Source organism: Oryzomonas rubra, from assembly GCF_008369015.1.
Taxonomy (GTDB): Bacteria; Desulfobacterota; Desulfuromonadia; order Geobacterales; family Pseudopelobacteraceae; genus Oryzomonas; species Oryzomonas japonica.
The window spans coordinates 217,539-230,602 of record NZ_SRSD01000005.1; the positions used below are offsets into that span (position 1 = coordinate 217,539).

Genomic DNA, 13,064 nt, shown 5'->3' on the forward strand with positions numbered 1-13,064 from the left:
TGAATAGGTGAAAGGTACAAACCCTGAAGCCGCCAGCCCTTCACTCTTCACTCTCCACCATTCACGATCTTCACCGCAAAGCCAACTCCATCTCCTCCAGCCGCTTGATCCGGTCCCGCAATCCTGCGGCGGTTTCGAAATCCAGCGCCTTGGCCGCCGCCAGCATCTCCTTGCGCAGCTTCTTGACCAGCTTGGGGATTTCCTTGGGCGCCACATACTCCTCGGTCGTCTCGGCCACGCCGCTCGCCGGGGTGTAGTAATCCTTCTCCTCGATGGACCCCAGGATCGTGCCCATCCCCTTTTTGACCGTCTCGGGGGTGATGCCGAACTCCTCGTTATAGGCCAACTGCTTGACGCGACGGCGCTCGGTCTCGTCGAGGCAGGCCTGCATGGAGCGGGTCACCACATCGGCGTACATCAGCACCCGGCCGTCCACATTGCGGGCGGCCCGGCCGCAGGTCTGGATCAGGGAGCGGGCGGAACGGAGGAACCCCTCCTTGTCGGCGTCCAGGATGGCCACGAGGGAAACCTCCGGCAGGTCCAGCCCCTCCCGCAGCAGGTTGATGCCCACCAGCACGTCGAACTCCCCCATCCTCAGGTCACGCAGGATCTGCATCCGCTCGATGGTGACGATGTCCGAGTGCAGGTAGCGCACCTTGACCCCCAACTCCTGATAATAGTTGGTCAACTCCTCGGCCATGCGCTTGGTCAGGGTAGTCACCAGCACACGTTCACCCTTGGCCACGGTTGCCCGGACCTCGTGAAGGAGGTCGTCCACCTGGCCGAGTGCAGCCTCCCTCCCTAGTTTAGGGGGGGATTGAGGGGGGGTAGCCGTCGCCGGGCGGATCTCGATCTTCGGGTCCACCAGCCCGGTGGGGCGGATGACCTGTTCCACGAAGACGCCGCCGCTCCGCTCCATCTCGAAATCCGCCGGCGTGGCCGAAACGTATACCGCCTGGCGGATGCGCCGTTCGAACTCCTGAAAATTGAGCGGCCGGTTGTCCAGGGCCGCCGGCAGGCGGAAGCCGTACTGCACCAGCGTTTCCTTGCGGCTGCGGTCCCCCCGGTACATGCCCCCAACCTGTGGAATCGTGATATGGGACTCGTCCACGAAGAGCACGAAATCCTCGGGGAAGTAGTCGATCAGGGTGTAGGGGGGCTCCCCCTCCGTGCGCCCGTCGAAATAGCGGGAATAGTTTTCGATCCCCTGGCAGAACCCCATCTCCTCCATCATCTCGATGTCGAAGAAGGTGCGCTGCTCGATGCGCTGGGCCTCCAGCAGCATGTTCCGCTCCCCGAAATAGCGGAGGCGCTCCCCCAGGTCCACGCGGATCTGCTCCACCGCTTTTTCCAAGGTCTCGCGGGTGGAGACGTAATGGGATGCCGGATAGATGGCGCACTTGGGCAATTTCTGGAGCACCACCCCCCGCAGGGGGTCGATCTCGCTGATGGCCTCAACCTCGTCGCCGAAGAACTCGATGCGCAGCGCCTTGTCGCTGTCGTAGGCGGGGAAGACCTCCACCACGTCGCCCCGCACCCGGAAGGTGCCGCGGTGAAAGTCCATGTCGTTGCGTTCGTACTGGATCTCCACCAGCTTTTTCAGCAGGGTGTCGCGGCCGTACTCCTCTCCCTGGTGGAAGAAGATGTGCAGGCTGGCATAGGCCTCGGGCGAGCCGATGCCGTAGATGCAGGAGACCGAGGCCACGATGATCACGTCGCGCCGGGTCAGGAGGCTGCGGGTGGCCGAGTGGCGCATCTTGTCGATCTCGTCGTTGATCGATGAATCCTTCTCGATGAAGGTGTCGGTGGTGGGGAGATAGGCTTCCGGCTGGTAATAGTCGTAGTAGGAGACGAAGTATTCCACGGCGTTGTCCGGGAAGAGCTCCTTGAACTCCCCGTAGAGCTGGGCTGCCAGGGTCTTGTTGGGAGCCAGCACCAGGGCCGGCCGGCCGGTCTGGGCGATGACGTTGGCCACGGTGAAGGTCTTGCCCGAACCGGTCACCCCCAGCAATACCTGATGTTGGTCGCCGCGCTCGATCCCTTCCACCAGTTCGGCAATGGCCTGGGGCTGGTCGCCGCGGGGGGTATAGGATGTGGTCAGGTTGAAGAGGGATGCACTCGAACTCATGGGGTTATTCTAGCCTTACCGGACAGCCCTGTCCAGCACCTTCCCGTCGGCCGATCTCAGCATGACGGTCATGCCCATCCTGCCGACCGCATGGGTGGCGCAGGAGAGGCAGGGGTCGTAGAGGCGGATGCCGTGTTCGACCCGGTTAAGGAGCCCCTCGCCGAGCGCCCCCCCCTGGAGATGCTGCCGGGCGATGTCGGTGATGGTCCGGTCCATGGCGCGGCTATTATGGGCCGTTGCCACGATCAGGTTGACCCCGGTCAACAGGCCGTCACGGTCCACGTGGTAATGGTGGATCAGGGTGCCGCGGGGGGCCTCGGTGACGCCGACCCCCTCGGAGGCATTCACCCCGGCCCGGGCCAGGACCTGGCGATCGACGCACAGCGGGTCATCCACGAGGCCCGCGATGCGCTCCACGGCATAGAGCATCTCGATCAGCCGGGCCTGATGATAATCGAGGCTGGCGGTGGCGGTCCGCCGCCCCCCCAGAAGTTCCTTGCGGGCTTGCTCCGCCTGGGGCGCAGCGGCGAACGGGGCCACGGAAAGGCGGGCCAGGGGGCCGACACGGTAGAGGCGATCCCCGCCAAAAATACATTCCGTGGGCTTCAGGTAGCTGTCGGTGGCCACGGTCTCCCGGATGGCGGCGGCGTACTCCTCCGGCGCCAGGTCGCCGACCGTCCCGCCGGCCGCATCCGCGAACCGCAACCGGCCGCTGTAATGGTCGAGGCACCCGCCCACGCCCACCAACCCCAGGAACAGGCTGGGGAAATCGCCGCAGGGCCCCATCTCGGACCGAAAGCCCTCGCTCCGTTCCTGCCACAGATCGAGGGCAAAGCGCGTCAACTCCCGCGCCTCGGGGAGCAGGGCGACAATGGCGTCACGCCCCTCCTCATCCAACGGCTCCCCCATGCCCCCTGCAACGATATGCTCCGGGTGCAGGCGGCCGCCGCCGATCAGGTTGACGATCTCCTGGCCGATCTGGCGCAGGCGGACGCCCTTGCGGATGACCTCGGGGCGGTGGCGCGCCAGGCCGACGATATTCCGTTCCGTGGGGTCGCTGTCAAGGCCGAGGACGATGTCCGGGGCGGAGAGGTGAAAAAAGCTGAGGGAATGGCTGAGGATCAGTTGGGCCAGGGAGAGAATTCGGCGGAGGTGCTGCGCTGCCGGGGGGATGGCTACCCCCATGAGGCGTTCCCCGGCCATGGCCGCAGCCAGGGCGTGGCTGACCGGGCAGATGCCGCAGATCCGGGCGGTGATGGTCGGCATCTCCCAAAAGGGACGCCCCAGGCAAAAGGATTCGAATCCGCGGAATTCCCGGACGTGCAGGCGGGCCTCCGCCACCTGTCCGGCCCCGTCCAATTGGATGGTGATGGCGGCGTGCCCCTCGATGCGGCTCACCGGGGATATGGTGATGGTCGTGCCCATGGTGAAGAGTGTACCACGTTTCGGGGGGATGTCCGGCGGAGGGGGGTGGGACGGTCCGCCTGTTTCCTTTTCCCCTCATCCGCCCCTGCGGGGCACCTTCTCCCTTGGGGGGAAGGGTTATGTCCCCCTTTCCCCCGGGGAGAGGGTGGCCGAAGGCCGGGTGAGGGGAAAAAGCGGGTGGTGCTACGCAGCCACGGTTTCCCTGGCCCTGGCAATCCGTTTGACTGCCTCCCCGATCCCCAGGGTGACGACGATCTCGCCGATACCGGGGGCTTGGCTGCCGCCCGAGAGGGCGACGCGTACCGGCTGTCCCACCTGGCCCATCTTCCACCCCTTGTCGGCGCAGATCTCCTTGAACAGGGCGTCGATATCCTCGGCCGTGGCGGTGGCGACGGTTGCCAGCCTTTGGGCCACCGCGTCGTAGACCGCCCGCAGGTGTTCCTTGTCGAACTTGGCCAGGGCGGCCTCGTCGTAGGCGTCGGGGGCCTTGAAATAGAAGGCGGCCCGGTCGGCCATCTCTTCCAGGGTCTGGGCCCGTTCCTGAAGCGTCTTTACCACCGCGGCCACCTCGGGCCCGCCCTGGGGGTCGATGCCGCGTGATTCCAGATGGGGCAGGAGCAGCCCGGCCAGACGTGCCGGATCGCCGGTCTTGATGTAATGGGCATTCAGCCACAGCAACTTCTCCGTGTTGAAGACGCTGGCGGAGCGGCCGATGTTGGTGATGTCGAATTTTTGGATCATCTCCTCGCGGGTGAAGATCTCGTCGTCGCCATGGCTCCACCCCAGACGTACCAGATAGTTCACCAGCGCCTCGGGGAGAAAGCCCATGTCGCGGTAGGCCATCACGCTGGTGGCGCCGTGGCGCTTGGAGAGACGCGCCTTGTCGCTCCCCAGGATCATGGGAACGTGGGCGAACTGGGGCACCGGAAAGCCCAGTGCCTCGTAGAGTTGGATCTGGCGCGGGGTGTTGTTGACATGGTCGTCGCCGCGGATCACGGTGGTGACCTTCATGATGGCGTCGTCGATCACGACGCAGAAGTTGTAGGTCGGCGTACCGTCGCTGCGCTGAATGATCAGGTCGTCAAGCTCCTCGGCCGGGAAGGCGATGCGCCCCTTGATCAGGTCGTCGAAGGCCACCTCCCCCTCCTGGGGGGCGCGGAAGCGGACCACGAACGGCTTGTCGGCCGGCTGCTCGCCCAGTTCGCGGCAGGTGCCGTCATACTTGGGCTTGCGCCCTTCCTTCATGGCCTGTTCGCGCTTGGCCGTCAGCTCTTCGGCCGTACAGTAGCACTTGTAGGCCTTGCCCGCCTCCAGCAGCTTCTGGACATACTCCCGATAGAGGTCGAAGTTGTCGGTCTGGTAGAAGGGGCCCTCGTCCCAGTCCAGCCCGAGCCATTCCATGGCCTGCAGGATGGCGTCGATGGAGGCCTGGGTGGAACGTTCCACATCCGTGTCCTCTATGCGCAGGATGAAGGTGCCCCCCTGTTTTCTGGCCAGCAGCCAATTGAACAGGGCGGTACGGGCTCCCCCCACATGGAGGTAGCCGGTGGGGCTGGGTGCGAAACGGACGCGCAGGTCGGACATAGTGAATCTCCTTGACTATTTTAAGTGCGGCAGAGGCGTGGCATCTTTGCGGACGGTTACTATAGCACCGCCGGGCGGTCGAAAAAAGCACTTTCCCGGCGGAAAACGAATACATCCCCGCTAGCCGACCCGATACCCCTGCCACGTGCCGCGCCGCCGCAGTTCGTTGACCACCGCGAACCACATCTGGTTGTTCTTCAGCCCCCATCGGGGAGCGACACAGATCGCCAGCGGTGCCGAACCGTACAGACGCTGTATCGTGACATGGGCCGGCAGCCGTTCCAGAAAATCGGCGGCCGCGGCCACGTATTTCTCCAGGGTGAGCGGTACGAATTCGCCCCGGCGGTACATGGCGGCCAACTCGGTCCCCTCGACGGCATGGAGCTGATGGAGCTTGACCGAGTCGATCGGCAGGGAGGCGATCAGGTCGGCGCTTTTGAGGAAATCCTCCCGCCGTTCCCCGGGAAAACCGTGGATCAGGTGGGCGCAGATGTCAAAATTCCGCCCCGCCGCCCGTTTCACGGCCGTGCAAAAATCGTCCACGGTATGGCCGCGATTGATACGCGCCAGGATGGCGTCGTCCCGGGATTGCAGCCCCAACTCCAGGCAGACGTAATGATCGCGGGCGATCTCCGTCAACAGTTCCAGCGCCCCGTCGGTCAGGGAGTCGGGCCGGGTGCCGACCGAGATACCGATCACATCGGGATGGGCCAGAGCGCGGCGGTAGAGGTCGGCCAGCACATCCGCGGAGGCGTAGGTGTTGGTGTATTTCTGGAAATAGACGATGAACTTCTCGGAGCCGAGACGGTGCCGATGGTAGGCCATGCCCGCCGAGAGCTGTTCTTCCAGCGGGATGACCGGCTGGGTGTCCTTGGGGGAGAAAGAGACGTTGTTGCAGTAGATGCAACCGCCGGTCCCCTTGCTGCCGTCCCGGTTGGGACAGGTGAAACCGGCATCCACGTTGACCTTGCTGATCCGGCAGTCGAAGCGCCGGCGCAGGTAATGGCCGTAGGAGTTGATGCGCAGTTCGTGATGGACGGCGGTGGGCAGCGGGTTTCCCAGGTTTGCCAGGAGTTCCCGGGTTGCGCGGCACGGGTCGGGGGCGGCGCTGACGGCCGAAATCAAGGCGATGTGGGAACAGCCGGCTTTCCGAACTGCGGGCAGGTTCTCCGGCTTCACGCCGCCCAGGGCAAACACCGGGACCGGCAGCGCCTCCACCGCCCGCTGCAGGACTTCACACCCCAACGGCTCCCCATAGGCCGCCTTGGAGGGGGTCGCAAAGACCGGGCCGAAGGTGATGAAATCCGCCCCGTCACGCACCGCTTGGCGCGCTTCAGCCAAGCCGTGGCTGGAATAGCCGATCAGCATCGCCCGACCGCAGCGGCGGCGCACCTCGGCCACGGGTGCGGAGGCCGCCCCGAGATGGACGCCGTCGGCCCCCACCGCCAGGGCGACATCGACCCGGCGGTTGATGAAGAGCAGGGCTCCGAACTCCCGGGTCAGTACCCGAAGCGCCCGGGCAAGTTCCACGTACTCGCCGTCCGGCAGGTCCTTGTCCCGCAGTTGCACGGCGCGCACCCCGCCGGCCAGAGCGGCGCGCAGCACGTCCAAAAGCGGCCGGCCGGCGGTCTGGGTGCGGTCGGTAATCAGGTAGAGAGGAAAATCAATGGGTTTCATGGGTACATGGTGAACATAACGTAAGAGAAGCCGTGAAGGTGTCACGGATTCAAGTATCAGGCAGTTTCCGATTCGGAAAGGAGGTATTTTTCGTCCAGGCAAGGAAATCGAGGGATTGCGCGGAGGCGTACATCGGTACGCCGCACAAGCAAGCCCGAAGATTGACGCCGCATGGGCGAAAAAGAACCCTTTCCGGGCGGAAACTAGACAATCATGCCGTCCAGCGGGCTGGATGCGTTCGCATAGAGCTTGCGGGGAATCCGGCCGGCCTTGTAGGAAAGCCGTCCCGCCTCCACGGCCAACTTCATGGCGCGGGCCATGGCAATGGGGTCCTGGGCTCCGGCAATGGCGGTGTTCATGAGCACGGCGGCGCAGCCCAACTCCATGGCGACGGCCGCATCGGAGGCCGAACCGACCCCGGCGTCCACGATCACCGGGATTTTGACCGACTCCAGGATGATCCTGATGTTATAGGGGTTGCGGATACCCAGGCCACTGCCGATGGGGGCCCCCAACGGCATAACCGCAGCGCAGCCGATATCCTCCAGCTTCCGACACATGATCACGTCGTCGCTGGTGTAGGGGAGCACGGTGAAGCCTTCCTTGACCAGGATCCGGGCGGCCTTGAGCAACTCCTCGTTATCCGGGAACAGGGTCTTCTCGTCCCCCAGCACTTCGAGCTTGACGAAATCCGACATGCCCGCCTCGCGGGCCAGGCGGCAGGTGCGCACGGCGTCGTCAGCCGTGTAGCAGCCGGCGGTATTGGGGAGCAGGGTGTATTTCTTGGGGTCGATATAATCCAGGAGCGATTCCTTGCTCCGGTCCAGGTTGACCCGCCGCACCGCCACGGTAATAATCTCGGCCCCCGAGGCCTCCAGGGCCGCGGCAGTCTGTTGAAAGCTGGCGTACTTGCCGGTGCCCACCATCAGGCGGGAGGTAAACTCGCGGCCGGCGATCGTCCATGTATCCTTTTGGGTTGTCATAGCAGAATGTCTCCTTGTGCAACAACGTGTTGACTTCAGGCGCAGGGGGCTGACGCGCGATTTTTCCCCACCGTTCCCCTACCCGTTTTTCATCCTCCGCCCACGAAGTGGACGACCTCTATCCTGTCCCCCTCCGCCAACCCACGGCTGTCGTAGGCCGCCTTGGGAACGATAGCCAGGTTGACCTCCACCGCCACCCGTTCGCGCGGGAGTTGCAGATGCTTCAGAAGCCCGGCGACCGTGCTCCCCTCGGCGATGTCAGCCTGTTCGCCATTCAGTGTAATGTGCATGCTTTCTCCTTCAGCGCCCGGTACGAACTGACTGCACGGGTCACGAACAGGCTGTTGAACAACCTTCTAAAACGCAAAAAGCCGCGGAAGCGGCTTGGAACATCTGAATGTTTGCGCTTCCCTACGCCGGCATTACCCGGATCAGGTACTAAGGGTCGCGACGCACCGCCGCTCTCAGTCGAAACTCCCCCAGCGTTTACATTAACCTAGTGTATTGACGCGGCTCTGTCAATTGAATTTATACCGGCACAGGAGCGAAAATAAAAAACTGAAACCCGCGTTTTTTCGATTCTTCTCCCGCATCCGCTATTTTGTGATATAGTCTTGGCGCTTTTGTCACATAATAAGCTCTTTAGTTTGAGGCCATAATGACCGAAAAGAGGATTATACGGCGGCTCAAAAAGCGTTTAACGATCCGTTTCGGCATAGACGGCGCCAACCGTGTGGCATTCAGCGAGGATATATCGACAACCGGCATGTTCATCAAAACCGCCAATGTCTGCCCGCCCAACAGCAGAATCAGGATCGAATTTACCGTCGATGACCATCTGGTTCAGGTTGATGCCCGGGTCATGTGGGCAAAGAAAGTGCCGCAAAACCTCTTCCACCTGGTCAAGAAGAGCGGCATGGGGGTGCGTTTTTTACATTTCCAGGCCGGCGAAGAGCACTTCCTCCGGTTTCTAGAAGCGGCATAACCACGGTTGGCGGCAGACGGTCGGACTCTCGACGGTTTTATGGCTTTGGGAAGGATGGCAGAGTATGGTGTGCAAAAAGATATTCATAGCCGCCACCGGCCAGCATTGCGGCAAAACCACCATCAGCCTGTCGCTCATGCATCTGGCCCGCAAAAAATATGAGCGGGTCGGCTTCATCAAGCCGATCGGCCCCAAGTGCATCGAGTACAACGGCCTGACCATGGACATGGATGCGGCCATGGTGGCCAGCGTTTACGGACTGGATGAGGACGCGCACCTCATGTCGCCCATGACCCTCACACCCGGTTCGACCAGAAAATTCCTGGACGGCAAGATTGCCCCGGAAACGCCCCGCATGCTTATCACCGGCGCGATTCGCGAGCTTGAGCAGAAATACGATTTTCTGATCATTGAGGGGGCGGGCCACGGTGGCGTCGGATCGGTGGTCGGGGCGAACAATGCCCAGGTGGCGACCATGGCGGGCGCACCGGTGCTCATGGTTACCAACGGCGGCATCGGCAACGTGGTAGACGCCGTGGAGTTGAACCTGGCACTCTACGAACGGGAAAAAGCCGACGTTCGCGTTGTCATGGTCAACAAGCTGCTGCCGGAAAAGCGCGAACGCTCCCTTGCCTATCTGAAAAAGGCCTTTAGCGGAAGCGACCTGCTGGTGACGAGCGCCTTCGATTACAGCCCGGTCCTGGCCCATCCGACCTTGCAACATGTGGCTCAGATGCTCGGCCTGCCGCTCATGGGGAACCCCACAGAGAGGAGCCGCATCTGCCATAATATCCAGTTGGGAGCGGCATCGTCGCAGCGGGTCATCGACCATCTTGAGGAGTCCACGCTGCTCATCGTGACCAGTTCGAGGGATGAGTTGATTGTCACCGCCTCTTCGCTGCACCATATACCGGATTTCAAAAAGCGCCTGACCGGCCTGGTCATCAGCGGGCACGCACCCATGTCGCTCATCACCCAGCAGATTCTCGACGACAGCAAAATCCCCTATATCCGCGTCGAGGAGACCTCTTCGGAGGTTTTCTACCGCCTCAGGGAGCATGTCTCGAAGATCGGCCCGGATGACCTGGAAAAGATCGAGCTGATCAACTCCACCTCTGAACGTTACATCGACTTTGCGGCTATCGATGCATTGTTGTAACGAACGATAATGTGCCGCTTTCAATTTCAGGCAAAAACTTCTTGACCTGACACGGTTTTTGATATTTATAGACAAACATTCATATTTCCGGTGGTATTATGATCCCATTGACCCGTCTGGACAAGCAGGTGATGTATGTCAACCCCGACCACATCGTCAGTATCGAGGAGACACCCGATACGGTCATAACACTCTTCAACGGTTACCACTTCATTGTCAAGGAACCCGCTACCGACATCATCACCAAGGTCGTGGCATTCCGCGCCAGGATCATTCGACGCGCCGGAGGCCCCGCAGGCAAGAAGTACCTCGATAAGACGAAAAAAAATCTTTTTAGCAGTGCCACGCTGAACAGAGACCGTTCCATCGCCAATCGCGACGAGCACGAGCGCGTTCCATTTCACAGCCAGGAATTCTAGGACATGGATATAGCAACACTTATAGGTTTGTTAATGGGATTCGGGGCCGTCTTCGGCGGCGCTGCGTTGGAAGGGCTGCACATGAGCGCCCTGATTCAGCCGACCGCAGCCCTGATCGTTCTTGGTGGCACCTTTGGAGCCACATTCGTAAGCTTCCCGCTTCCTGCCATCATCAAGGCCTTCAAGGATGTCAAAAACGCCTTCCTCCCCCCCAAGGTCGATCACGAGGCGGTTGTCAAGGACATCATCAACTATGCCACCAAGGCGCGGCGCAACGGCCTCATATCGTTGGAGCAGGAGGCCCAGTCTGCCAAGGACCCCTTCATCAAGAAAGGGATTTCGCTGGTGGTTGACGGCATTGACCCGCAAAAGCTGCGGGAAACCCTGGAAGCCGACATCATGTCCTACGAAGATCACACCAAACATAGTGTCGAGTTCTTCGAATCGGCTGGCGGCTACTCACCGACCATCGGTATCATCGGCGCCGTCCTCGGCCTGATCCATGTCATGAGCAACCTTTCCGACACCTCCAAACTGGGGGCCGGTATCGCCGTGGCCTTTGTCGCCACCATCTACGGTCTGATGGTGGCCAACATCGTCTGCATCCCCATCGGCACCAAACTCAAGATCCGCATGAAGGAAGAGGTGCTGCGGCGGGTCATGATCCTTGAGGGGTTGATCGCCATCCAGAACGGCGAAAACCCGCACTTCATCGAACAGAAGCTCAAAGCCTTTGTAGGCGCCCACTAATTCGCCATGGCACTGAAGCGAGAACCCGAAAAGCATGTAAACCACGAACGCTGGCTGGTCTCCTACGGCGACTTCATCACCCTCCTGTTCGCGGTATTCGTCACCCTGTATGCCATGTCCCAGACCGACAAAAAAAAGGTCGAGGAGGTCATGCAGTCGCTTCAGCAATCCTTCGGCATGGTCACCGCCGGCGCGCCCACACCCAAGATCAACGTCATCCAGTCCAAACCGATCAGCATCATACCGACCATCAAGCCGGAGATGTCCGTTGCCCCGTCCGGAAGGTCACGGAGCGGCCAGGCCCGTACCCGAGCCGAGGAGAAAGACTTCCGCCAGATCAAATCTTCCATAGAGGCTTATCTGGTGAAACAGGGCGCCCAAAGCAAGGTCAACCTCACCATTACCCGGCGGGGCCTGATCGTCAGCCTCAAGGAGGCAGGCTTTTTCGATTCCGGCCAGGCCCAGATCAAACAGAGCGCCTATGAACTGCTCAACACCATCGCCGAGGTCATGACCCAGTATAACAACCCGCTGCGGATCGAGGGGCATACGGACAACGCCCCCATCAGCACCGCCCAGTTCCCGTCCAACTGGGAACTGTCCACCACCCGCGCCACCAATGTCCTCAAATACCTCCTCAAATACTACGACGCGGAGCCCGAAAAGATATCCGCCACCGGGTACGGGGAATTTCGCCCGGTCGCGGACAACTCCACACCTGAAAACCGTGCCAAGAACCGTCGCGTGGATATGGTCCTGCTCTCCGGAGAGGGCGAGCGCGGCGAGCCTTAAGAGGTTGTTGAAAAACAGCCATCTCGCCGCCCTCCGCAGGGCTTGTCTAGCGGGTGCGACGATCTGACTATTTTTGAACAACCTGAGTTTCGCCATTCACACCGGCCGGCAATTCCTTATCCACGTCATCATGCCTTAGAACGCCCTAAGGCGGTCCTGCTCCCCCCAAAATCACTGCATTTTCAGCATGCGACATTTACTGTCGCACCCCCATGCTATTGTTTCCTAAAACAATGTGGAGGTGCTCGATGGAACCGATGGTATTGCTGGGATTGATCGTAGTGGCGTATGGCGGGTATGTTGCGTGGCTTGACCTGCGGAAGGATGTTTCAGCCGTGCTGCCCATCCGTGCCGCCAGGCGGGACGGACGTGCACGGGTCGGGGAGCGCTACCTGCAATCGCCGATCAAGAAGGTGGCGGGGGTGTACGTTTGAAATTGCCTTCAACAGGCTGTTCTTGACGTGGGGAATATCCTTTTCCAACTCTTTCAGAAGCCGCTTCATCCGCTTGCGTTGCAGGTCGGCGGTGCCGCAGACCGGGCAGCAGCAGCAGACCACCGGCAGGGCGGCTTCGTGGGAAAAACGGATGATATCCTCTTCGGGCAGATACACCAGCGGCCTGATCACCACGGTCTCGCCGTTGTCCGCCAGCATGGAGGCGGCCATGGACTTGAGCGAGCCGACAAAGAACTGGTTCAAGAGCAGGGTTTCGATGAAATCGTCCTGATGGTGTCCCAGTGCCAGCTTGTTGCACCCCAACTCCTGGGCCGCCGTATAGAGGGCGCCGCGCTTGAAGCGTGCGCAGATCGAACAGTAGGAGGAGCCGGGCCGGCGCTTCTCATTGATCAGGGTGTAGTGCTCGGTGGGCACCATGCGGTAGGTGAAACCGTTCTCCCGCAGGAACCGCTCGATGACGTCCGTGCGGTAACCGGGGTACCCGGAATCGATGTTGACCGCCACGATCTCGAATGAAACGGGCGCGCGCCGCCGCAACTCCTCCAACAGCAGCAGCAGGGTATAGGAATCCTTCCCCCCCGACACCGCCACGGCAATACGGTCCCCCTCCTCGATCAGGCTGAAGTCGGCAACGGCCCGGCCGACCCCATGCCGCAACCTTCTGAGAAGTCCCTTGTTTTTGAATTCGTCAAGCGCCAGCGTCATAG

The 13,064-nt window shown here is 61.5% G+C and carries 12 protein-coding genes, 1 pseudogene and 1 riboswitch; of the genes and pseudogenes, 5 read left to right on the plus strand and 8 right to left on the minus strand.

Going from position 1 to position 13,064, the window contains the following annotated elements:
• Positions 1-70: 70 nt before the first annotated feature.
• From uvrB to thiS, 7 genes and pseudogenes are all read right to left on the minus strand, one after another.
• Positions 71-2,128: an excinuclease ABC subunit UvrB gene (gene uvrB, locus ET418_RS09950; RefSeq protein WP_149307451.1), complete on the minus strand. Its 2,058-nt coding sequence runs from the start codon at positions 2,126-2,128 to the stop codon at positions 71-73.
• Between the two features lie 15 nt (positions 2,129-2,143).
• A complete protein-coding gene (locus ET418_RS09955; RefSeq protein WP_149307452.1) occupies positions 2,144-3,553 on the minus strand; it encodes a Ni/Fe hydrogenase subunit alpha in 1,410 nt (469 codons plus the stop codon).
• A gap of 183 nt (positions 3,554-3,736) precedes the next feature.
• Positions 3,737-5,137 (minus strand): glutamate--tRNA ligase, encoded by a 1,401-nt coding sequence (gltX, locus tag ET418_RS09960; protein WP_149307453.1) that lies wholly within the window; start codon positions 5,135-5,137, stop codon positions 3,737-3,739.
• Between the two features lie 120 nt (positions 5,138-5,257).
• Positions 5,258-6,187 (minus strand): tRNA modification radical SAM protein MnmL/YtqA, encoded by a 930-nt coding sequence (gene mnmL / locus ET418_RS18300; protein WP_218043387.1) that lies wholly within the window; start codon positions 6,185-6,187, stop codon positions 5,258-5,260.
• Between the two features lie 9 nt (positions 6,188-6,196).
• Positions 6,197-6,814 (minus strand): annotated as a pseudogene (gene thiE / locus ET418_RS18305) (thiamine phosphate synthase); the annotation flags it as partial.
• Between the two features lie 203 nt (positions 6,815-7,017).
• Positions 7,018-7,797 (minus strand): thiazole synthase, encoded by a 780-nt coding sequence (locus ET418_RS09970; protein ID WP_149307455.1) that lies wholly within the window; start codon positions 7,795-7,797, stop codon positions 7,018-7,020.
• 89 nt (positions 7,798-7,886) lie between these two features.
• Positions 7,887-8,087 carry a sulfur carrier protein ThiS gene (gene thiS, locus ET418_RS09975; RefSeq protein ID WP_149307456.1) on the minus strand — a complete coding sequence of 67 codons (201 nt, stop codon included), beginning with the start codon at positions 8,085-8,087 and terminating at the stop codon, positions 7,887-7,889.
• A gap of 101 nt (positions 8,088-8,188) precedes the next feature.
• Positions 8,189-8,288: riboswitch (TPP riboswitch) on the minus strand.
• Between the two features lie 167 nt (positions 8,289-8,455).
• Here thiS and ET418_RS09980 point away from each other — a divergent pair.
• From ET418_RS09980 to ET418_RS10000, 5 genes are all read left to right on the plus strand, one after another.
• Entirely contained in the window at positions 8,456-8,782 is a 327-nt protein-coding gene (locus ET418_RS09980; protein WP_149307457.1) for a PilZ domain-containing protein, read from the plus strand.
• A 67-nt stretch (positions 8,783-8,849) separates the two neighbouring features.
• Complete coding sequence (locus ET418_RS09985; RefSeq protein WP_149307586.1) at positions 8,850-9,941, plus strand: AAA family ATPase; 1,092 nt, start codon at positions 8,850-8,852, stop codon at positions 9,939-9,941.
• Between the two features lie 98 nt (positions 9,942-10,039).
• Positions 10,040-10,360, plus strand: a complete 321-nt coding sequence (locus tag ET418_RS09990) for a flagellar FlbD family protein (RefSeq protein ID WP_149307458.1) — start codon at positions 10,040-10,042, stop codon at positions 10,358-10,360.
• 3 nt (positions 10,361-10,363) lie between these two features.
• Positions 10,364-11,110, plus strand: a complete 747-nt coding sequence (locus ET418_RS09995) for a flagellar motor protein (protein ID WP_149307459.1) — start codon at positions 10,364-10,366, stop codon at positions 11,108-11,110.
• A 6-nt stretch (positions 11,111-11,116) separates the two neighbouring features.
• The gene (locus ET418_RS10000; protein ID WP_149307460.1) at positions 11,117-11,902 is read left to right on the plus strand and encodes an OmpA family protein; all 786 of its coding nucleotides are present in this window, start codon (positions 11,117-11,119) and stop codon (positions 11,900-11,902) included.
• Between the two features lie 329 nt (positions 11,903-12,231).
• On the opposite strand, the gene ttcA is transcribed toward ET418_RS10000, so the two are convergent.
• Entirely contained in the window at positions 12,232-13,062 is an 831-nt protein-coding gene (gene ttcA, locus ET418_RS10005) for a tRNA 2-thiocytidine(32) synthetase TtcA (RefSeq protein WP_149307461.1), read from the minus strand.
• Positions 13,063-13,064 lie beyond the last annotated feature (2 nt).

Excerpts from the sequence above, each read along its gene's own strand:
- uvrB (WP_149307451.1), bottom strand. The coding sequence starts at position 2,128 with ATGAGTTCGAGTGCATCCCTCTTCAACCTGACCACATCCTATACCCCC.
- ET418_RS09955 (WP_149307452.1), bottom strand. The coding sequence starts at position 3,553 with ATGGGCACGACCATCACCATATCCCCGGTGAGCCGCATCGAGGGGCAC.
- gltX (WP_149307453.1), bottom strand. The coding sequence starts at position 5,137 with ATGTCCGACCTGCGCGTCCGTTTCGCACCCAGCCCCACCGGCTACCTC.
- ET418_RS09970 (WP_149307455.1), bottom strand. The coding sequence starts at position 7,797 with ATGACAACCCAAAAGGATACATGGACGATCGCCGGCCGCGAGTTTACC.
- thiS (WP_149307456.1), bottom strand. The coding sequence starts at position 8,087 with ATGCACATTACACTGAATGGCGAACAGGCTGACATCGCCGAGGGGAGC.
- ET418_RS09980 (WP_149307457.1), top strand. The coding sequence starts at position 8,456 with ATGACCGAAAAGAGGATTATACGGCGGCTCAAAAAGCGTTTAACGATC.
- ET418_RS09990 (WP_149307458.1), top strand. The coding sequence starts at position 10,040 with ATGATCCCATTGACCCGTCTGGACAAGCAGGTGATGTATGTCAACCCC.
- ET418_RS09995 (WP_149307459.1), top strand. The coding sequence starts at position 10,364 with ATGGATATAGCAACACTTATAGGTTTGTTAATGGGATTCGGGGCCGTC.
- ET418_RS10000 (WP_149307460.1), top strand. The coding sequence starts at position 11,117 with ATGGCACTGAAGCGAGAACCCGAAAAGCATGTAAACCACGAACGCTGG.
- ttcA (WP_149307461.1), bottom strand. The coding sequence starts at position 13,062 with ATGACGCTGGCGCTTGACGAATTCAAAAACAAGGGACTTCTCAGAAGG.